Annotated in this window: 17 protein-coding genes and 1 tRNA gene; 10 read left to right on the top strand and 8 right to left on the bottom strand. The window is 59.7% G+C overall.

Annotated elements, in window-relative coordinates; translation table 11 throughout:
• Positions 1-195 precede the first annotated feature (195 nt).
• Positions 196-729 carry an REP-associated tyrosine transposase gene (locus J7302_RS09250; RefSeq protein WP_215372958.1) on the top strand — a complete coding sequence of 178 codons (534 nt, stop codon included), beginning with the start codon at positions 196-198 and terminating at the stop codon, positions 727-729.
• Between the two features lie 401 nt (positions 730-1,130).
• Here the strand turns inward: J7302_RS09250 and yacG are convergent, their stop codons facing one another.
• From yacG to pilB, 5 genes are read right to left on the bottom strand one after another with little or no spacing between them, the layout of a single operon-like run.
• Positions 1,131-1,331, bottom strand: a complete 201-nt coding sequence (gene yacG, locus J7302_RS09245) for a DNA gyrase inhibitor YacG (protein WP_215372957.1) — start codon at positions 1,329-1,331, stop codon at positions 1,131-1,133.
• A complete protein-coding gene (coaE, locus tag J7302_RS09240) occupies positions 1,328-1,939 on the bottom strand; it encodes a dephospho-CoA kinase (protein ID WP_215372956.1) in 612 nt (203 codons plus the stop codon). Before coaE ends, yacG begins: the two co-directional genes overlap by 4 nt.
• Positions 1,936-2,808 carry a prepilin peptidase gene (locus J7302_RS09235; protein ID WP_215372955.1) on the bottom strand — a complete coding sequence of 291 codons (873 nt, stop codon included), beginning with the start codon at positions 2,806-2,808 and terminating at the stop codon, positions 1,936-1,938. The genes coaE and J7302_RS09235 overlap by 4 nt, the downstream gene beginning before the upstream one ends.
• Before the next feature lie 2 nt (positions 2,809-2,810).
• A complete protein-coding gene (locus J7302_RS09230) occupies positions 2,811-4,028 on the bottom strand; it encodes a type II secretion system F family protein (protein WP_215372954.1) in 1,218 nt (405 codons plus the stop codon).
• Positions 4,029-4,030: 2 nt separating this feature from the next.
• Positions 4,031-5,737 (bottom strand): type IV-A pilus assembly ATPase PilB, encoded by a 1,707-nt coding sequence (gene pilB, locus J7302_RS09225; RefSeq protein WP_215372953.1) that lies wholly within the window; start codon positions 5,735-5,737, stop codon positions 4,031-4,033.
• A gap of 281 nt (positions 5,738-6,018) precedes the next feature.
• On the opposite strand from pilB, the gene J7302_RS09220 reads away from it, so the two are divergent.
• The 9 genes from J7302_RS09220 (at position 6,019) to J7302_RS09180 (ending at position 17,137) form a co-directional block, all read left to right on the top strand.
• Positions 6,019-6,402 (top strand): pilin, encoded by a 384-nt coding sequence (locus J7302_RS09220; RefSeq protein ID WP_215373027.1) that lies wholly within the window; start codon positions 6,019-6,021, stop codon positions 6,400-6,402.
• Positions 6,403-6,602: 200 nt separating this feature from the next.
• Positions 6,603-6,678: transfer RNA gene (locus J7302_RS09215), tRNA-Thr, on the top strand.
• 273 nt (positions 6,679-6,951) lie between these two features.
• The gene (hsdR, locus tag J7302_RS09210; protein ID WP_215372952.1) at positions 6,952-10,428 is read left to right on the top strand and encodes a type I restriction-modification system endonuclease; all 3,477 of its coding nucleotides are present in this window, start codon (positions 6,952-6,954) and stop codon (positions 10,426-10,428) included.
• A gap of 286 nt (positions 10,429-10,714) precedes the next feature.
• Positions 10,715-11,713, top strand: a complete 999-nt coding sequence (locus J7302_RS09205; RefSeq protein ID WP_215372951.1) for an Abi family protein — start codon at positions 10,715-10,717, stop codon at positions 11,711-11,713.
• Between the two features lie 81 nt (positions 11,714-11,794).
• Positions 11,795-13,342, top strand: a complete 1,548-nt coding sequence (locus J7302_RS09200) for a class I SAM-dependent DNA methyltransferase (RefSeq protein ID WP_215372950.1) — start codon at positions 11,795-11,797, stop codon at positions 13,340-13,342.
• Positions 13,335-14,798 carry a restriction endonuclease subunit S gene (locus J7302_RS09195; protein WP_251701953.1) on the top strand — a complete coding sequence of 488 codons (1,464 nt, stop codon included), beginning with the start codon at positions 13,335-13,337 and terminating at the stop codon, positions 14,796-14,798. Before J7302_RS09200 ends, J7302_RS09195 begins: the two co-directional genes overlap by 8 nt.
• A 35-nt stretch (positions 14,799-14,833) precedes the next feature.
• Positions 14,834-15,679, top strand: coding sequence for a hypothetical protein (locus J7302_RS09190; RefSeq protein WP_215372948.1), 846 nt, complete (start codon positions 14,834-14,836; stop codon positions 15,677-15,679).
• Between the two features lie 85 nt (positions 15,680-15,764).
• On the top strand, positions 15,765-16,424 hold the full coding sequence (locus tag J7302_RS09185; protein ID WP_215372947.1) for a hypothetical protein: 660 nt from the start codon (positions 15,765-15,767) through the stop codon (positions 16,422-16,424).
• Between the two features lie 77 nt (positions 16,425-16,501).
• Positions 16,502-17,137 (top strand): hypothetical protein, encoded by a 636-nt coding sequence (locus tag J7302_RS09180; protein ID WP_215372946.1) that lies wholly within the window; start codon positions 16,502-16,504, stop codon positions 17,135-17,137.
• A gap of 71 nt (positions 17,138-17,208) precedes the next feature.
• On the opposite strand, the gene J7302_RS09175 is transcribed toward J7302_RS09180, so the two are convergent.
• From J7302_RS09175 to J7302_RS09165, 3 genes are all read right to left on the bottom strand, one after another.
• Entirely contained in the window at positions 17,209-17,844 is a 636-nt protein-coding gene (locus tag J7302_RS09175; protein WP_215372945.1) for an Nmad2 family putative nucleotide modification protein, read from the bottom strand.
• Between the two features lie 104 nt (positions 17,845-17,948).
• On the bottom strand, positions 17,949-18,806 hold the full coding sequence (locus tag J7302_RS09170; protein ID WP_215372944.1) for a hypothetical protein: 858 nt from the start codon (positions 18,804-18,806) through the stop codon (positions 17,949-17,951).
• Between the two features lie 51 nt (positions 18,807-18,857).
• Positions 18,858-20,813 (bottom strand): SMC family protein, encoded by a 1,956-nt coding sequence (locus J7302_RS09165; RefSeq protein WP_215372943.1) that lies wholly within the window; start codon positions 20,811-20,813, stop codon positions 18,858-18,860.

Here is a 20,813-nt window from a genome sequence, read left to right as displayed (position 1 = left end):
CCGACCCCTCCTTGTGCTGACCACGGCGATAGCCGTCAAATCCGCAACGATGGGTATCGCTTCGCTCAACCCATCCTACGTGCTCACCTAGCGGCCAGACCGCTCCCGAAAGCTCAGCCGGGGGAACAACGCAATTTCGTAGGATGTGGTTGAGCGAAGCGATACCCATCAAATCACTGGCAAGGAAGCCTTTCGATGACCAACTACCGCCGCGACCACACCCCAGGCGCAACCTGGTTCTTCACCCTGAACCTCGCCGACCGCGACAGCCGTCTGCTCACCGACCAGATCGACCTCCTTCGGGCCAGCTTCCGCTACTGCCTGAAGCGCCATCCCCGGAACATTGACGCCATCGTCATCCTTCCCGATCACCTGCATGCCCTTTGCACATTGCCCGCAGGCGATGCCGATTACGCTCTGCGTTGGCGACTGATCAAGACCGGGTTCTCCCGCGTCTTGCCCCGGCGAGAGCAGGCTTCGGAAAGCAGATTGAGCAAAGGCGAACGGGGCATCTGGCAACGCCGTTTCTGGGAACACCGCATTCGCGATGATGCGGACTTTGCGCGGCATGTGGACTACATCCATCACAACCCACGTAAACACGGCTATGTGGAACGGGTGGCCGATTGGCCGTGGTCGTCGTTTCACCGGTATGTGAAGGCGGGAATCCTGCCGCTCGATTGGGCTGGGGATGGAGGCGACGTGGAACATGGCGCGGGGGAATGGTGATGGGTATCGCAGGCGCAAAGGAACGTCGCCCGACGCATCCTTGTGCTGACCACGGGGATACCCGTCAAATCCGCAACGATGGGTATCGCTTCGCTCAACCCATCCTACGTGCTCACCTAGCGGCCAGACCGCTCCCGAAAGCTCAGCCGGGGAACAACGCAATTTCGTAGGATGTGGTTGAGCGAAGCGATACCCATCAAGTCACTGGCAAGAAGGGTGATGGGCATCGCAGGCTCAACGGAACGTCGCTCGCCTCCTCCTTGTGCTGACCACGGGGATACCCGTCAAATCCGCAATGATGGGTATCGCAGGCGCAAAGGAACGCCGCTCGACGCATCCTTGTGCTGACCACGGGGATACCCGTCAAATCCGCAATGATGGAACCGCTCCGAATCCTTGGTTCAATGTTCCCGAGGCGGCAGGCTGCCGGAGAACACATCGTCTTCCAGATCGTCACCTGGAATCGCATGTGCCTCTGCGGCCCAGGCGCCCAGGTCGATCAACTTGCAGCGCTCGGAGCAGAAAGGGCGGTTCGGGCTCTGCGGGCCCCACTCGACGGGGGCGCCACAGGTTGGGCATTCCACGGTAACGGGTTGGCTCATGGCTGGCCTCCACGCAAGGTCAGGTAGAAATTGTGCAGACGCTCCACTTCGGCCCGCAGCCAGTTGAGGTCCCGGTCGTTCACCAGCACATCGTGGGCATGCTGCAGTCGATGTTCGCGGCTGGCCTGCACTTTCAATATGGCGTGTACCTGCTCTTCGGGCACCTGATCGCGATGCATGGTGCGCTGGATCTGCAGGGCTTCCGGCGCATCGACCACCAGCACGCGCTGGGTCAGGCGATGCTGGCCGGACTCGACCAGCAACGGAGAAACCAGGATGGCGTAAGGCGATTCCGCGCTCGACAGGTAGTTGTTGATCTCCTCGCCGATCAGCGGATGCAGCAGGCTTTCCAGCCAGCGGCGCTCTTCCGGGCTCTGGAAAATGCGCTGGCGCAGGGCGGCGCGGTCGAGTTGGCCGTCGGCCTGCAACACATCGCGGCCGAAGTGTTCGGCGATTCGCTCGAGTGCCGGGCGGCCGGGCTCCACCACCCAGCGCGCGGCGTGGTCGGCGTCCACCAGGTGTACGCCAAGTGCGCTGAAATGGGCGGCAACGGCGCTTTTGCCGCTACCAATGCCGCCCGTAAGGCCAAGAATCCAGGGTTTGTTCATTTGAAACCGGCGAACTGCAGATAGGTCCCGGTTATTTGATCACCCCAGAGCAGCGCAATCCAGCCGGCAATGGCCAGGTAAGGACCAAAGGGGATGGGCGTGGCGGTGTCCTGGTCGCGCAGGCGCAGCATGATCACGCCTAGCACGGCGCCCACCAGGGAAGAGAGCAGGATGGTCAGCGGCAACACCTGCCAGCCGCCCCAGGCCCCGATCATGGCCAGCAGCTTGAAGTCGCCATAGCCCATGCCTTCCTTGCCGGTAATCAGTTTGAACAGCCAGTAGACCGACCACAGGCTCAGGTAACCGGCCACCGCGCCCCAGAGTGCATCTTCCAAGCTGGCGAACAGGCCCTGGCTGTTGAGGATCAGCCCGAGCCAGAGCAGCGGCAGCACCAGGGCATCCGGCAACAGCTGATGGTCGACGTCGATCAGGCTCATGGCCAGCAGGCCCCAGGTCAGTACCAGCAGCGCACCGGTTGCCCAGCCGAAGCCGAAATGCCAGGCCACATAGGCCGAGAGCAGCCCGCAGGCCAACTCCACCAGCGGATAGCGTTTGCTGATCGGCGCCTTGCAGGCCGAGCATTTGCCGCGCAGTGCCAGGTAGCTAAGGATGGGCACGTTTTCCCACACCTTGATCTCGTGGTTGCAGTGGGGGCAGCGGGAGTTCGGCAGGATCAGGTTGAACACCGGACCCTTGGGTTCTTCCGGCAGGCTCAGGGCCTCACGGGCTTGCTCCTGCCAATCCCGAAACATCATCTGCGGCAGGCGATAGATCACCACATTGAGGAAGCTGCCAATCAGCAGGCCGAGGACGAACACGCACAAAACAAAGGCCAGCGCATGGCTGGCCAGGAATTCGATCAACTGCATGGTTACACAACGTTGCCGAGTTGGAAGATAGGTAGGTACATGGCGATGATCAAGCCGCCGACCAGTACGCCAAGAACGGCCATGATCATCGGCTCCATCAGAGCAGTCAGGCCATCGACGGCGTTATCCACCTCTGCCTCATAGAAGCTGGCCACCTTGTCGAGCATATCGTCCAGTGCGCCGGACTCTTCCCCAATGGCCGTCATCTGTACGGCCATCGCCGGGAATACACCTGTCGAGCGCATGGAGAAGTTCAGCTGCATACCGGTGGAAACGTCCTGTTTGACCTTCATCACCGCATTCTTGAACACCACGTTGCCGCTGGCGCCGGCCACCGAATCAAGGGCGTCCACAAGCGGGACGCCAGCGGCGAATGTAGTTGCCAAGGTTCTGGCAAAACGGGCAACGGCCGATTTATAGAGAATGTCACCGATGATGGGCAGCTTCAGAACTGTGTGGTCTACCCAGTCGCGGAATTTTTGTGATTTTTTGTGAGCTTGTTGGGAAAGAAAACCTAGAGCAAAGAAGCCGAGGAGAACGATAAACCACCACTCTTGCAGCGCTTCGGAAATGCCTATAACAAATAATGTAAAGGCAGGTAGTTCCGCCCCGAAGTTGGCAAATACCATCTGGAACTGTGGAACCACCTTGATCAGTAGAATGGCTGTCACGATGATGGCCACCACAACTACCGCGATGGGATAGTTCATCGCCTTCTTGATCTTGGCCTTCAGGGCCTCGGTCTTTTCCTTGTAGGTGGCGATGCGGTCCAGCAGGGTTTCCAGGGCGCCTGCCTGTTCGCCCGAGTCCACCAAGTTGCAGTAAAGCTCGTCGAAATAATCCGGCTTCTTGCGCAGGGAGTTGGCGAGGCTGTTGCCTGCGGAGACTTCCTGTTTCACCTCATTCACAAGGGTGCGCATGGCGGGCTTCTCAAAGCCTTCGCCGATGATGTCGAAGGACTGCATCAGCGGCACGCCCGCCTTCATCATGGTTGCCATCTGGCGGGTGAAAAGGGCAATGTCCATAGGCCTTATCTTCTTCCCGGCTTGCAACAGGGAAGTGGACTTCTTGCGCACTTTCGTCGGGTTGATGCCTTGCTTGCGCAGTTGCGCCTTGACCAACGCGGGGTTCTGCCCGCTGAGCTCACCCTTGATCTTAGAGCCTTTCTTGTCAGTGCCTTCCCAGGCGAATGTGCTGGTTTTTTGCGCTTTTGCCGCCATGGTTAATCCTTGGTCACGCGGTTGACTTCTTCGAGGCTGGTGATGCCGTTCATGGCCTTGACCAGGCCAGAGGTTCGCAGGTCGTTGAAGCCGTCTTTGCGCGCCTGCTGAGCAATCTGGATCGAGTTCCCCTCTTCCATAATAAGGTGTTGCATTGCTGGCGTGATTTTAACCACTTCATAAATCCCCACTCGGCCCTTGTAACCCTGGTTGCAATTTTCGCAGCCAACAGGGGCATAGAGCTTGAAACTGCCAATCCGGGCTTCCGGAAAGCCCTCCTTGAGTAGGGTCTCCTTGGGCACGTCCAGTTCCTTTCTACAGTAGACGCACAATTTACGTGCCAGGCGCTGGGCGATGATCAGGTTCACCGAAGTGGCAATGTTGAAGGCCGGCACGCCCATATTGCGCAGGCGTGTCAGGGTTTCGGCGGCGCTGTTGGTGTGCAGGGTGGAGAGCACCATGTGGCCGGTTTGCGCAGCCTTGATGGCGATCTCCGCGGTTTCCAAGTCACGGATCTCACCGACCATGATCACGTCCGGGTCCTGACGCAGGAAGGAGCGCAGGGCCTGGGCGAAGTCCAGGCCCTGCTTGGGGTTGACGTTGACCTGGTTGATGCCTTCCAGGTTGATTTCCACCGGGTCTTCGGCGGTAGAGATATTGATGTCCACGGTGTTGAGGATATTCAGGCCGGTATAAAGCGATACTGTCTTGCCCGAGCCGGTCGGGCCGGTGACCAGAATCATCCCCTGGGGTTGCTTCAGTGCGGTCATGTACAAGTCTTTCTGCTCTGCCTCGTAGCCCAACGCATCGATCCCCATCTGCGCGCTAGTGGGGTCAAGGATCCGCATCACGATCTTCTCGCCCCAGAGGGTCGGCAGGGTGTTCACACGGAAGTCGATGGATTTCGTCTTGGAAATCTTCATCTTGATCCGCCCGTCCTGGGGCTTGCGCCGTTCGGAGATATCCAGCGCGGCCATCACCTTCAGGCGTGCGGCGATACGTGTGGCCAGTTGCACGGGCGGCTTGGCCACTTCATGCAGCATGCCGTCAGTCCGGAAACGCACGCGATAGAGACGTTCATAAGGCTCGAAGTGCAGGTCGGAAGAGCCGCCACGAATGGCGTCCAGCAGCATTTTGTTGACGAAGCGCACCACTGGAGCATCGTCGGCATCGATTCCGCTCGCCCCTTCATTCTTGTCGTCATCTACCGCCTGAACGTCCACACCATCCAGGTCGACATCTCCGAGGTCGTCCATGCTGCTGTTGGTCGAGTCGAAGAACTTCTCTATGGCATCGCCGAGCTTGTCGTCCTCGACCAATATCGCCTCAGTGTTCAGTCCGGTGCTGAACTGGATATCGGTTACGGCCTGGTGGTTGGTGGGGTCGGAGATGCCTACAAATAGCTTGTTTCCGCGCCGCCAGAGGGGTAAGGCGCGGTGTTGGCGAATCAGCCGTTCACTGACCAGGTCCCTGGGTAGAGCTTCTTTATCCACACTGGCTAGGTCGAGAAATGCAACGCCGAACTGCTCTGCCGCCATCTCGGCCAGGTCACGACTCTTCAGTAATTTGTTCTGCACCAAGTAGGTGATCAGCGGAATCTTGTTCCGCTGCGCCTGGGTATGGGCCTGCAGGGCGCTCCTCTCGTCCAGCAAATTGGTCAGCACCAGTTGCTTAGCTAGGCCGGATAGGGTGGGCGCAGTTTCTGTCATGAGGAGGGGCCAGTTGTGGTTTGCTCTAAGCCTTATAACGTAGAAGGTCTATGGCGCCAAATGCCATGAAGCTGACTGACAAAAAATGGCAGTTATTGTCAGAAAAAAGGGGATGATTGCGCTTTGAAATGGGTGAATAGGAGCAGATTCTTCGCTGTGGATTCCACTTCGTGCCTGTCGTTTTATTAATGAGAGGCTTTTATTGGATGCTCGGGGGGGTTGGCATGTACCTTGCTTTTCTCGAGGTGGGCAAATGGCCTGCTAGAGATGAGGAAGTTTATATGAAGGCTCAAAAAGGCTTTACTCTTATTGAACTTATGATTGTTGTGGCGATCATTGGTATCCTTGCTGCTATTGCGATTCCGGCGTATCAGAACTATGTTCTTCGGGCTAATGGCGCACGTGCCGTCAGTGAACTGGCGTCTGCAAAGCTTGCAGTTGCTGAGAATTGGGGTAACAACGTTGCAGATACTTGTGATGGCATCGACGCCGCAAACGTTACTTGCGCTGCTGGCGGGATTCTGAGTGCCACCGAAGGGACTGTAACGGCTACGCTGACCCCTACTTTCCCGGCTGCTACTACCGTAGGGGCGAGTATTTCTTGGGCATGCGAGGTTGATGTTGCGGGTGCTGCAACCAGGGATTGTCCGGCCGCAGCGCCGTAAGCTGGATGGGTGGGTGAGCCAATACCCATCACCTAGCTATCGCGAAAGCCTTGCCAATACCGGCGGGGCTTTTTGTTTTTATATGCCTGCCTTTTGGTCGCTATGAGCGATCATCCATTGGCGTTCAATCACAAGCTGGTATTTTTCGCTGTTGGACGCTTTTCAATGTCGCTTTCAGCGTTTATCTTGAGCGCCGCCGTGCCGGTGTAGCTCAGTCGGTAGAGCAGCTCATTCGTAATGAGAAGGTCGAGGGTTCGATTCCTTTCACCGGCACCAATGAAATCAAGGCTCGCAGCGATGCGGGCCTTTTTCATTTCTGGAGCGGGCTAGCACCGGGCTAGCACCAGCCAAAAAATGAAGCTTCAAATGCGCTGCCCTGTGCGCAGACAGCTTTGAGCGTCCGCCTCCCCGTTACTCCCCCAGAACGCCGTATCTTCCTCCTCGCGCGCCCGTCGACTGTCGTATATCCCCAGCAATCTTCGTCTGGCATCATCTAGCCATCGCGCAGCCAGTCCGGGATGACCGGGCATGATCTTCAAGGGACGGAACATGGCAGAGAGCAGTAACTTCGCCTTCCTCAAGGAGCACGATCCGGTCTTCCTCCAGCTCGCTAGCACCGCCGAGCAGGTCTTCGTCGCCGATCCCAATACCACCCTGATCAAACTTCGCCAGCTCGGTGAAGCTCTGGCCCAGGATCTGGCCAGTCGTGCTGGCATTGAGTTCGACAACCAAACGACTCAGGCGGACCTCCTGTACAAACTCGGCCGCGAGATTCAGCTGGATCGCAGCATCGCCAGCCTGTTCCACACGCTGCGTATCGAGGGCAACAAGGCCACCCATCAGTTCCGCACCCAGCACCGCGAGGCGTTGGATGGCCTCAAGGTCGCCCGCGCCCTGTGCGTCTGGTATCACCAAGCCTTCGGCAAGACCGGCAGCGGCTTCAAGTCCGGCCCCTTCGTCATGCCCAGCGACCCCAGCGCGCCGCTGCGCGAGCTGCAGGGCGAAATCGAACAGCTAAGGGCGCAGCTGCACGAGTCCAGCCAGCAGGTGGAAAGCAACCAGCAGCTTAGCGAGCTGCTCAAGCGCGAGGCCGAGGAATACGCCGTGCTGGCCGAGCAGATGGATGCCGAGTCGCGCCGCTACAAAGAGCAGGCCGCCGCCCATGAGGCCGCTCTCGCCCAGCTGCGCACCGAGCATGAGCAAAGCCTCAAAGCACTGCAGCAGGAACTGGAAGCCAGGCCTCAGGCCAGTCAGCAGGTGCTGCACAAAACCCAGCAGGCCAGCAGCCATTTCGACCTGTCGGAAGACCTCACCCGCATCATCATCGACCAGCAGTTGATGGAAGCTGGCTGGGAAGCCGACTCCCTCGACCTCACCCACGCCAAGGGTGCGCGCCCGGAAAAGGGCAAGAACAAGGCCATTGCCGAGTGGCCTACCAGTAGCCCCAAGGCCTGCGCCGACTATGTGCTGTTCGCCGGCTTCACTCCCATCGCCATCGTTGAAGCGAAGCGTAGACGCATCAATATTGCCGACCGTATTCCCCAGGCCGAGCGTTATGCCCGCGAGTTCAATCTCACCGCTGAGCATCAACAGCCATGGTCACTGGCGGGCCAAGCACAGCCCTGGGGCGATGGCCAAGGTGGCCAATTTCGCGTGCCGTTTGCCTTTGCGTGCAACGGCCGACCCTTTATCAAGCAGCTCGCCGAGCAGTCCGGGACCTGGTTCCGTGACCTGCGTAGCCCCTCCAACACGCGCCGGCCACTGGCAGACTTCCATACACCGAATGATCTACTCGACCTGCTCAAGCGCAGCCAGCTGGAAGCCGAGGCCAAGCTCAAAGCCGAAGGATTCGCCTATCTCAAGCTGCGCGATTACCAGGTGAAAGCCATTCAGGCTGTGGAGCAGGCCCTGGCCAGCAACCAACGCGACTGCCTGTTGGCCATGGCAACCGGTACCGGTAAAACCCGTACGATCATTGGCCTGATGTATCGATTCCTGAAGGCTGAACGCTTCAAGCGCATTCTATTTCTGGTCGACCGCAGTGCCCTGGGCCAGCAGGCCATCGACTCGTTCAACGACACCACCCTTGAGCAGAACCACACGCTGGCGCAGATCTACGACATAAAAGAGTTGGGCGACATGGCCGCCGAGGCGGAAACCCGTGTCCAGGTGGCCACCGTGCAAGCCATGGTCAGCCGTATCTTCCGCTCGGACACACCGCCAGCAGTGGGCGAGTTCGACTGCATCATCGTCGACGAAGCTCACCGGGGTTACACCCTCGACCAAGAGATGACCGAAGGCGAGCTGGCCGTGCGCGATCACAGCCAATACCTCTCACAATACCGCCGCGTGCTCGATCACTTCGACGCCTGCCGCATCGGCCTCACGGCCACCCCAGCCAAGCACACCAGCGAAATTTTCGGCAAACCGGTGTTCACCTACAGCTATCGCGAAGCCGTGGCTGACGACTGGCTGGTCGATCACGAACCGCCGATCCGCTACGAAACCCAGCTCAGCCAGCACGGCATCCGCTTTGAAAAAGGCGAGACGGTCAGCGTCATCAACACCCAGACCGGCGAAGTCGATGTGGCGGAACTGGAGGACGAGCTCACCTTCAACATTGAGTCGTTCAACCGCCGCGTTATCACGCCGGCCTTTGACAAAGTCATCTGTGACGAGCTGGCCAAGGAACTGGACCCCTTCGGCGAGGAGAAGAGCATGATCTTCTGCGTCAATCAGGCCCATGCCGAGCGGGTGAAGAACCTGCTCGATGACGCCTTCAAGGCGGCCTACGGCGAGCAGTACAACGAAGCGGCGGTGCGCATCATCACCGGCCAAAGCGACAAGGTTGAACAGCTGATACGCCTCTATAAGAACGAACCTAACCCCAACATCGCCATCACCGTCGACCTGCTCACCACCGGTATCGATGTGCCAAAAATCTGCAACCTGGTGTTTATGCGTCGCGTGCGCTCACGCATCCTTTACGAGCAAATGAAAGGCCGCGCCACCCGCCGTTGCGACGATATCGGCAAGACCGTATTCCGCATCTACGACCCCGTCGACCTATACGCCAGCCTGGAAGCGGTCGACACCATGAAACCCCTGGTGAAGAACCCCAACGTCTCTCTGGAACAACTGGTAAGCGAACTCACCAGCGGTGCCAGTCACGATGCCCCCGGTAGCCAGGAGGACAGCAGCCACGCCCATGACGTGCTGGACCAATTGAGCCAGCGCGTCATGCGCATCCTGCGCAAGGCCCAGCACAAGGCGGAGAGCAAACCCAGTCTCAAGCAGAAGCTCGACGAACTGCAGGATGCCTGGGGCGTCGAGCCCGCCAAGTTGCACAGCCACCTACATAAACTCGGCCCGCAGCAGGCCGCTAACTTTGTCCGCCAGCACAGCCAGTTGATCAACCAGTTGGCCGCTGTTAGCGCCCTACTCGGTTCGGAGAATTACCCGGTCATCTCCACCCATACAGACAAGCTGATGGTGCGCGAACAGAACTACGGCCAGAACCAGAAGCCCGCCGACTACCTGGAGAGCTTCCACGAGTTCATCCACAAGCAGCTCAACCAGTCTGCCGCCTTGGGCGTGGTGGTCAACCGCCCCAAGGACCTGACCCGCGAGCAGCTACGCGAAGTTCGCCTGTTGCTCGACCAGCACGGCTTCAGCGAAGCCAGCCTGAAAAGCGCCTGGCGCAACCAGACCAACCAGGAAATTGCCGCCAGCATCATCGGTTTTATCCGCCAGGCCGCCATCGGCGAAGCCCTGCTGCCGTTTGATCAGCGCGTGGCCCATGCCATGCAGAAGATCTACGCCCTGCAGCCTTGGACACCTGTACAGCGTCGCTGGCTGGATCGCCTGGCTAAGCAACTGGTACACGAAGTGATCATCGACCCGCAGCAAGTCAACGACGCCTTTCGCAACGATGGTGGCCTCAAAGGCCTGGACCGCAACCTGGGCGGCAATCTGGACCGAGTTTTGGAAGCCTTGAACGACAACTTGTGGTCGGCCGCAGGATGAGCCTTGACGCTCCATTGGGTTCCCGGCAGCCGGTGTCCGCAGTTCTGGGACAGAGGAAGCCTGCGCTCATGCCCAAGCACTCGCTATTTCTGAGCGGCCGGCTATGTCCGCTGACCGCCAAACCACAAGACAAAACGGCGCATCCGCCCATCACTTCAGTGCCAAAAATCTTGCAAAACTATGCAGCTGTGCATAGTCTCTCCCGCAACACACCCGCCATGCCTATGGTTGCTTCGGCAGCTATGCACAAATTGAGCGGGTTTTTTATGCCCGGTAGTTTTTCAGCATGAAGCCCTTCCTCAAGCCAGCCATTGATATTCCGGCGCAGCTGGCCCTGCTCAAACAACGCGGCCTCAGCATTCAGGACGAACGCAAGGCGCATTGCTTCCTCGAAGCTGTCAGCTTCTTCCGCCTTACGCCCTACATGCGCCCGTTCCAGATTCCGGAAGATGCCAACCACAGCTTCAAACCGGGCACCAGTCTGCGCGCACTAACGCAACTGTACGACTTCGACCGACGTTTGCGCCTGCTGGTCATTGATGCCATCGAGCGCATTGAGGTAGCCGCGCGTGCTGCTATCAGCAACCACATGGGCCCCCGATATGGCGCGCACTGGTATCTGGAGGCGCGTTTCTTCCAGCGCGACTATCGCCACCAGGCACTGCTCGACAGCATTCGCAACAAGCAGGACAAGGCGCTTCAGGATCATGTGCGCGAATGCCAGCGCATCGATACCTCCCAAGCGTCTGACGCCCGCAAGGCGCAACTCAAGAACCTGCGTGCCAAGGAAAGCTATGCACGTCATTACGCGCTGACTTACGACGCACCCGACCTCATGCCCGCCTGGGCTGCCATGGAAGAAATCACCCTGGGCGAGCTTTCGCACCTGTTCAAGGGCCTGGCCCGCGATGCCGACAAAAAGGCCATCGCCAGACGCCTGAACCTGCCGGGCCCACTGCTGCAATCCTGGCTGCACACCCTGACCACCATCCGCAATATCTGCGCGCATCACGCACGGCTGTGGAACCGCGAACTGGGTATCCGCCCCGAGCTGCCCAGAACGGTCAATTTCCCCTGGCCGCAGCACCTGCAACGACCCGGTCAACATGCCCGCCTGTTCACCGTACTGAGCATCCTCAACCTGCTGATGCGCCAGGTCAGCCCGCATACCAGCTGGGATAGGCGTTTGCATGAGCTGTTGGACGAGTTTGCCGAAATCAACCTGCCGGCCATGGGCTTCCCGCCCGACTGGCGAAGCGACCCGTTCTGGCAAGCGCCCGGCTGAGCGCACCACGCCCCATTCAATCCTGTGAGCCGAATAGCCGGTTTATTCGGCTCACGCCCCGAACCAATCAGTGAGCCCCCCATGACCAACTCCGACATCGTCCAGAAGCTCTGGAACCTCTGCGACGTACTGCGCGACGACGGCATCAACTACAGCGACTACGTCACCGAGCTGGTGTTGCTGCTGTTCATCAAGATGGAATACGAGCAGGTACAGAACAACGACAGCTTCGCCCACAAGCTGCCCGAGGGGGCGCGCTGGCCGGACCTGGCCGGTAAATCCGGCCTTAACCTGCTCGGCCACTACCGGCAGATGCTGCTGGACCTGGGCAAGAACACCGACCCGCTAATCGCCGCTATCTACGCCGACGCCCAGACCCGCCTGAAAGAGCCGCGCCACCTGGAGCAGCTGATCAAAAGCCTGGACGGCATCGACTGGTTCAGCGCCCGCCAGGACGGCCTCGGCGACCTATACGAAGGTCTGTTGGAAAAGAACGCCAGTGAAACCAAGTCCGGCGCCGGCCAATACTTCACCCCGCGCCCGCTAATCGACAGCATCATCCGTTGCATCAAACCGCAGCCCGGTGAAACCATCCAGGACCCGGCCGCTGGCACCGCCGGCTTCTTGATCGCCGCCGACGCCTATATCAAAAGCCACACCGACGACCACTACGACCTCGACGCCAAGGCCCAGGCCTTCCAGCGCAACCGCGCTTTTGTCGGCGTCGAACTGGTGCCCGGCACCCGTCGCCTGGCGTTGATGAACACCCTGCTGCACGGCATGGAAGGCGACGAAGAAGGCGTGGTGCATCTCGGCAACGCCCTCGGCCAGATCGGTGCCAGCCTGCCCAAGGTCGACGTGATCCTCTCCAACCCGCCCTTCGGCACTGCCAAAGGCGGCGGCGGCCCGACCCGCGACGACCTCACCTACAAGACCAGCAACAAACAGCTGGCCTTTCTCCAGCACATCTACCGAGGCCTCAAGCCCGGCGGCCGTGCCGCCGTGGTCCTGCCGGACAACGTGTTGTTCGAAGCCGGCGTCGGCACCGACGTGCGCCGCGACTTGATGGACAAGTGCAACCTGCACACCCTCCTGCGACTGCCCACTGGCATCTTCTACGCCCAGGGCGTGAAGACCAACGTGCTGTTCTTCCAGAAAGGCACCGCCGAAAACCCGCGCCAGGAGCAAGGCTGTACCCAGCGAGTCTGGGTCTATGACCTGCGCAGCAACATGCCCAGCTTCGGCAAGCGCACCCCCTTCGGCGCCCAGCACCTCAAGCCCTTCGAAGACGCCTATGGCGAAGACGCCAACGGCAACAGCCAACGGGCCGAGAACGTCGAAGGCATCGGCGAGCAGAGCCGCTTCCGCGTCTTCACCCGCGAGCACATCCGCGAACGCGGTGACTCCCTGGATATCAGTTGGCTGAAGGATGCCGACAGCCTCGACGCCAGCGAACTGCCGGCGCCAGAAGTGTTGGCTGGCGAAGCCATGGCCGAGCTAACCGAGGCACTGCATGAGCTGGAAGAGCTGATGAAGGCGCTGGGGGCTGGGGATGAAGTGGCAGCGCAGAAGCAGTTGATGGCGGAGGTGATGGGGTTGGCGGTGGTTGAGGGGAATGGGGATGAGTGAGTTGCCGAAGGGGTGGGTCGAAGTGACCTTGGGCGACATCGCTGACTGGGGCTCGGGAGGAACACCTTCACGCAGCGAGTCGAGCTATTACGGTGGAACGATACCGTGGATAAAAAGCGGTGAGCTCGATACTCGCTATGTCACAACGACAGAGGAGTTCATCACAGAGGCTGCACTCAATGGCTCTAGCGCGAAGATCTTTCCTGCAGGCTCAGTAGCGATTGCTATGTACGGTGCCACCATTGGTAAAACGGCCATTCTCGGTGTAGATGCGGCAACAAATCAGGCTTGTGCTGTTGGTGCTCCGATCAGGGGAATTACTGATAAGGAGTTCTTATACCGGCTTTTGCAAAATGAAAAAGACGCTTTCATTGAAAAGGGTAAAGGTGGTGCTCAGCCCAATATTTCGCAAGCAGTGATAAAAGCCCATTTTATCGGTCTTCCGCCACTCGCCGAACAAACCCGCGTCGTCCAAAAACTCGATGAACTGCTGGCCCACGTCGACACCCTCAAAGTCCGCATCGACGCCATCCCAGCCCTGCTCAAACGCTTCCGTCAATCCGTTCTCGCCGCAGCGGTTTCCGGGCGGTTGACGGAGGAGTGGCGTTCTACTGGCGCAACTATGGGTAGCGCTCATGAGCTGCATCAGCAAATTAAAGAAGCACATGCAGCGGAAGGGGGGCATGCCCGTGGCAATGCATCTGACCCGACAGAGGAAGCGCACGATCTCAGTGCAGATGATTTGCCGGATTGTTGGGATATCGCCGAACTGCGCGATGTCTGCGCACCAGGACGACCAATCACCTACGGCATTCTGAAACCTGGCCCCGAGTTGGAGGAGGGTGTGCCATATATCCGTGTTGCCGACTTCCCGGGCAACAAGCTGAACATGAGCAACATCAAAAAGACCAGCATCGAGATCGATCAACAGTTCAAACGAGCACGTCTGATAGAGGGTGATCTGCTGTTATCTATACGAGGTAGTGTAGGTCGCCTGATCAAGATTCCAGCCTGCCTCGAGGGAGCGAACATCACGCAGGATACTGCTCGACTCTCAATATCACCGTTGGTTTCGACTGACTTTGTCTATTGGGCGCTGCTGGCAGAGTCAACCCAACGTCGAATGAAAAATGCCACTCGTGGCGTCGCGGTTCGCGGCATAAACATCGGCGACGTACGAGCCCTTCAAATTCCGTTGCCATCTTGCGAAGAGCAATCCGAAATCGTTCGCCGCGTCGAACAACTCTTCGTCTTCGCCGATCAACTGGAAGACAAGGTGGCCACGGCTCAGGCCCGTATCGACCGCCTGACCCAGAGCATTCTGGCCAAGGCCTTCCGTGGCGAACTGGTGCCCCAAGACCCGAACGACGAACCGGCCAGCGTGCTGCTGGAGCGCATCCAAGCCCAACGTGCCATCGCGCCCAAGGCGAAGCGCGGCCGCAAGGCATCGGCATGAACACGCCATCCATGCACTGACGCAGGAGCACCAGCATGAACCCCAAGGATTGGATTGATCTGCTGCAGCGCCTGCTCGCCTGGATCAGTGAACGACGTAACCCGGTGCGTCAGCAGGCCTCGCGCGTGCTGGAGACCTTTGAGGCTCATGGCGTGGCCCGCACCGAGATCAACTCCTTGCTGCCAGAACCATTGCAGCTGCCGGCTTACCAGTGGTCGAACGCCGACCAGCTCAAGCTGGTTCTGCGTCAGGCACATATCGATTGGCTCAATCAGCATTTCGCCCTGGAAGACGGCTGGCTTACCGGGCGGAGTGACTCTGCCCATCAGCACGTGTTCAGCTATAAGTCACCAGGCGAGCTGCACGAGTGGTTTCTGCAACATCGCCGGCCCGAAGCAGATCTGGCGTGCCGGCTGTACTTTTTAACACCCGACACTCGAGAAATCGGGCCGGACTCAGAGGGTTACTACGCTCTGGTTCTGGAACAGATGGATGAAGACCTCTCTGCCGGGGCGCGCTTTTATCATCTGACCGAAGGCGGCCACTTCGAGCACTGGCCCAGCCTGGTTCATCTGCTGCAGGTACTGGCAATCGCCCATTACCACGGTGCCATCCTGTGGCGTTCGCAGCTGGATTCCACATCCTTGTATCAGCTGAGCCATCACAAGGGGCTGATCCCCCGCTGGCTGGATCAATGCCGCCCCCACCCGCTGGAGGCCGACCATGAGTTGTGGCCGCACCTCTCCGGGCATTCCCCGTGGCTCGACGCGCTGCGCGCAGACGCTGAGCAAGGGCTGCGCCGGGTAGGGGTGATAGGGGTTGTCGAACGGCTGCACGCTGACACCCAACGCTTTTCACGCCAGGAGGGGGCGACGAGCTAACGCCTAACCTCCGGCAGATACCGCAGCGCATTGAATACATAGGATTGGAAATTTAATTGAGTGGCAAATGCACAGGAGTCTGCCAATGAGCAAGAATGTCAAACTTTTCAACGCGCAAGCTGTGAAGCTTCTGGATAAGCTTTACGAGAACTTTCCCTTTCCTTTAAGTATCGGCGCGGATGGCCTCATCACGCGACCTGCTGCCCCAAATGTGCCCGAGATGTTTGGTTGGTTTGTCAGAGAAAAATACTTCCGAAGCGCCAACGACCTGAGCACCGACGAGAGAAGTCAGGCGTGTGAGAAGTTCAAAGAGATAATTAGCGACGGACACTCTGTGCAAAGCATGCTGGACTGGAAGGAAAAAATAGAACAATTGACTGTGGATCGTGAAGCGTTTGATCGTGACAGGGAGTTGCTGGTTTATACAATTTGCTTTCTTAATTCTGAAGGCCATGTTCGAATCCTGAAAGACAAAAAGAGCTTCAACTCTGTAGATTTTGATGACCGTCTAATTTTCGAGAGCTTGGAATGCCTAAAACTAACTTTAACTAGTAAGGGTTTTGCTCAGCTCAGCAAGACTGTGGCCAATGGAAAAATCGCAAACAGCCAGAGTGAGACCATTGCAGAGATGATCTCTGAGGCGGCTAAGGAAGCCTCAGGCAAGGCCGCATCATCTCTCTCGGAGGAGGCGTACGGATGGGCCAAGCTTGCGTTCGGTGCATTCCTGAGCGCGGGCTCTCTCTGACCTGACTGCCCAAAGTCCTTCCCGGAGCCAGAAAAAGACAGGCTTGATGAATTCAGCCGCCAAGGATGCTCCTACTCATGCCATTACAGAATCGCGTTGATCCCAGAGGCCGGCTGCAGGCGGTGAAAGAACGCGGCACCTTCATGGGTAATCGCGGCCGCCTGCACAACGCCGGTCAACGGATCGTCAGCCAATGGAAGATCCGGCCGTGGATCACTTGCGCGCTGTCCTTCAAAGGCCTCAAGCGCGAGCTGATGGCACCGAACAGTTACACCGAACTGTTCTTCCTCGACGAGCCGACTGCCTATGCCGCCGGCCACCGCCCTTGCGCGGAATGCCGGCGGCCAGCCTACAAGCTGTTCAAGGAGGCTTGGGCCAGGGCCTTCCCGCTGCAGCAGGACTTGTCGGCCAAGGCAATCGACAACCTGCTGCACGCCGCCCGCTTGAACGATGACGGCAGCCAGCGCACCTGGAACGCGACGCTTGCCGAGCTGCCAGAAGGCGTCATGATCGAGCACGCCGGCGAGTGCACGTTGCTCTGGCAGGGTCACCAGTGGCTCTGGTCGTTTGCCGGCTACACACCGCTGCAGTCCGCGATCCCCGCCGAGCAGGAAGTTACGGTGCTGACGCCGGAGCCCATCGCCCGTCTGTTCGCAGCAGGGTTAGCAAAGACCCTCATGGTGCACTCGTCCATCGATCCCCGAAGTTTCTGATCCAAGAACTCAGCTGATTCACTGTGGCGCAGTGAGCGAAACCACTGCCTGCTGGATAGGCTTCCCGACTGTTAGCATCGCCGTCGTGTTGGGGAGGCTGGCTGCGGTGATCCCAGCAGCGCGCGGGGCGTGTAACTGCAGCTCGACTTGCGGTCACCGGCAGCCTCAATGGTGACTAGCGGCTGCGCATTCAGCCAGGTTTCGAGGCGTTGCCACGCGGAATCGGTGAGATCGGCAACCCTCTCCCCGCGCCGGCCGACGTTCATACGCAGACCAAAGTCCTCTGGTAGAAGGGGACCGAAAGCGCCGAAGCGCCAAGCGTGATCGAACACGAGGACGTTCAGCCCGCCGGTGTCGCGATCTTGGGCCTCAGGTCCGTGAACGGGATTTGGTTGCCAGGCGAAGCCGCCGTTGCCGGTAGGCTTATAGAAGTTGTCCGGTACGACGGTACGGTCAGGCTTCTTCGAGGCGAAACGGCGGTCGTTCCAGTATTCGGCGAAGGTCAGTACCTCGGAGACGATGCCGGTCCAGACGACGCTGTGGCCTGAGATGGGATTCACTGTTGAACCTGCAAATGCGAGCACGAGTTCGCCGACCTTCGCCTTCTTGCGGATGCGCGGCTTACAGACCGCCAGCGTAACGGCCGGTGGATCGTAGTTTGGCGCGGAGCCTGCGTCCGTGGCGATCACATACGTGTGGACTCGCATAGTCATGCCTCCTGTGCAAAGAGCTGATCAAGCCACGCGAGCGCATCGGCACGATTCGTAATGTTTGCGACGAATTCCTGACCACGTGCAGCGGCCCTGTGGCGTCAGGTAAACCGGCTCAGCAACTCATACCCCACGTAGGTCAGCATCGAGACGAAAAACACGCCCGTGGTGATCGTCAGCCGCCGTAGCTTGGCCTGGCTCTGATCAAGCCGGGCGTTCAGCGCTTCGGCATGCTGGTTCAGCGCGCTGATGATCCCGGCTTGGCCACTGACGAGTGAGTCACGCAGCGCGTGCCCGGCTTGCAGGTTCTCGGCCATCACCGCTTGCGTGTGTTCCGCAGCGCCTTTCATGCCGTTGAGCAGGGCTTGGTGTACCGCCTGAGCGGCCTTGTGCTGGTGCTCCAGGCGTTGGCCGATCTCGGCCACGGCCGCTTTCAACCCGGACGCCACAGCGGCGTTGGCCGTGACCACCTCGGTCTCCCAGTGTACGAGGGCGTTATCCAGCGCTGCCCGGTTGTCACTGAACTGCGCGGACAGCGCCGCAAGGACGTGCGCGGCGCTGCGTTGCGCCTCGCCCACACTGGCTAGGGCATCGAGCACACGGCGCTCGCTTTGCGCCAGCGCCGTGAGGCTTTCACTCAGGCGTGCGTCCAGGGCCTGAGCCCCGGCCTGGGCGTGCTCGGCAAGGCTGGCCCGAAGGGTGGGCACCCATTCGGCCTGCTCATCGCGTAACGTGTGCAGCGCCTCCAGGGCTTCGTTGTTTCTTCGTTTGGCTGCGTCATCGCTTTTTTTCAGCCCGTCAGCAACGGTACCACTGAACAGTTCAAGCTCCGCCTTGATATCGGATAGCTCACCCTCCAAGCCTTGCACCGACTCACCCAGCGGCTTGAGCGGCTCCTTGAGAATCCTCACCATCAATTCGGCGAGGCTTTTTTCTTTTTCCCGGGTTTGATCACTCACGATGCGTTCTCTAAAGCATTGAATGAAGCGCGTTAACCACGCGGGGTGCAATCAGCCGACCGCCCGCTGGTTGAACGCCAAGAATTCGTAGTACTGCTGGCTCAGCGCCGCGCAGGAGAACAGCCGAAGCAAGGCGTCACTGGCGTCATGCTCGGCCATCGCGGCGGCATACTGTTCATCCAGCGCGACGCTGTACTCTTGTTCGAGCAGGCCGATGAAGCGCTCGCAACGCTCGAGGTCCTCTTTCGAGTTCTGGGCGATACGCCTGCGCTCGGCGTTCTGCTCGAGGATGGCCTGCTCGATCACGCTATGTCGTGCCCGGGCCTGCCTGGTCTCTTCCTCATGCATGGCCGCCTGGGCTTGGGCCTGCTGAAGCGCCTGGCGAAACGCGCGCTCGGTACCCGCAAGGGCCGCCAACCATTGCTGCTGCCAGAGTGCGGCCAGGCGGGCCAGTGCCGCAACGCTGGCCCTATGCACGCGGGCGCAGTCTTCCTGGTAGTTGCTGGACGACAAATAGGTGTCGAACCAATAGTCGTTGAGTATGCGCTGTACTGGCCCGAACTCTCTGTCCAGGGTGCCGTCTATCAAGTGCTGCTCGGGCGCCTCGAAGCTCGTGCGCACCTGCCGCCAGTACGGGAGCGGGCAGTTGCCCTGCTGCACTTCCAGGCGCACCCCGCCCAGCGCACGGCGATAGTTTCTGATCAACGCATAAAGGGTTTCACGGTCGTCCTTTACGCTGCCTTCCTTGAGCCTGTAACGCGCGCCAGAACTGGCCAGCAAGGCCTCGGCCGCCTGGGTGATCGCCGCCGTGCCCCGTTCGACCGGTTTCTCAGCCAACAGCTCGGAGAGCTTTCTGACCCTCTGCTGCGAACTCTCCACCAACTTCGCCCAGTTCTGTACATCTGCTGCCGAGGCAGCCTTGCGCTCCTCAAGCGCCCGAAGGGCCTCTTCGATAGCGCGGGTCTTCTTCTGCTGGATGTAGCGCACGCTGATATGGGTATCGAGTGTGCTGCGCAGGCGCCCCATGGGCGTGGTGCTGCCGGTGATCTGCTCGAGCAGCTCGTTGCGCAAGGCGGTGATGATGGGTGCCATCCGCGAATGCAGCAGCGGGTCATCTCGTTGCGTTTGCTGCCAGCTGTTGCCGAACTCGAGCGGGAAATACAACCGAGCTTCGCGGGCGGGCTCGCTGAGTTTACCAAAGCGCTCGACCTGTTCGATCAACCGCTGGCGTACCTGCGCGGCATCGACGTCAGGCTCTTTGCGCAGGATGTCCTTCACTGATTTGGGGAAGTACGAGTAGGTCGTGACGATCCGAAAGCGGTAGGGCATGGATTGCCAGTCTTCGATGCCCGGCAGCGTGATGGCGCCGGGGCGCAGGAAGCCGAGGTCATCGCCTTTGCCCACCAGCAGGATCAGGTCCGCGAAGGGCAGGTAGGTTTTGGCCATCAGGTGTACGTGGCGCTGTTCTTCCTCGTTGGCGGGGTTGTCACCAGGCAGGTCGAGCATCCGCACGCCGGGCCCCTGGGCACCGCCCAGGAAGCAGCTTTTGGGTATGTGCACGACACAGGGCGCCGCCTCGGTCTTCAGTTGGCCGCGCTCCATCTGCGCACGCAAGGCGCCCAGTGCCTGGGTCATGTCCGCGTCGCGCTCCAACCAGAGGGTTTCGCCCTTGCGGGACAAACCCCAGCGTTCGCTGGCCGAGCGGCAGTATTCCATGGTCGTGGCGGTGGCCGACTGGCCCGCGTCGCGCCCGCCGCGCAGTACCTTCGAAATCCTGGCCATGTGGGTAGGTGCAACGCCCATGAGGTCGAGCAGCAGCGTGGTTTTGCCAACCTGGGTTTTACCGAACACCACCACGTACGGCTCGGCCACCGCGTCTTTGAGCTGCAAACGCTGCTGAACGTCCTGGCTCAGCGTCTGAACCAGCCGGGCGTAGGCGCGCAGCGCCCACTCGGGCTGGCGCACCTGGAGGGCGTGCCAGTACTCCACTGCCGAGCTCGACGGCAT

This window comes from Metapseudomonas boanensis, assembly GCF_018704125.1.
GTDB lineage: Bacteria > Pseudomonadota > Gammaproteobacteria > Pseudomonadales > Pseudomonadaceae > Metapseudomonas > Metapseudomonas boanensis.
The sequence above is the reverse complement of the archived record's forward strand: the minus strand, read 5'-3'. Positions and strand labels throughout refer to the sequence as shown.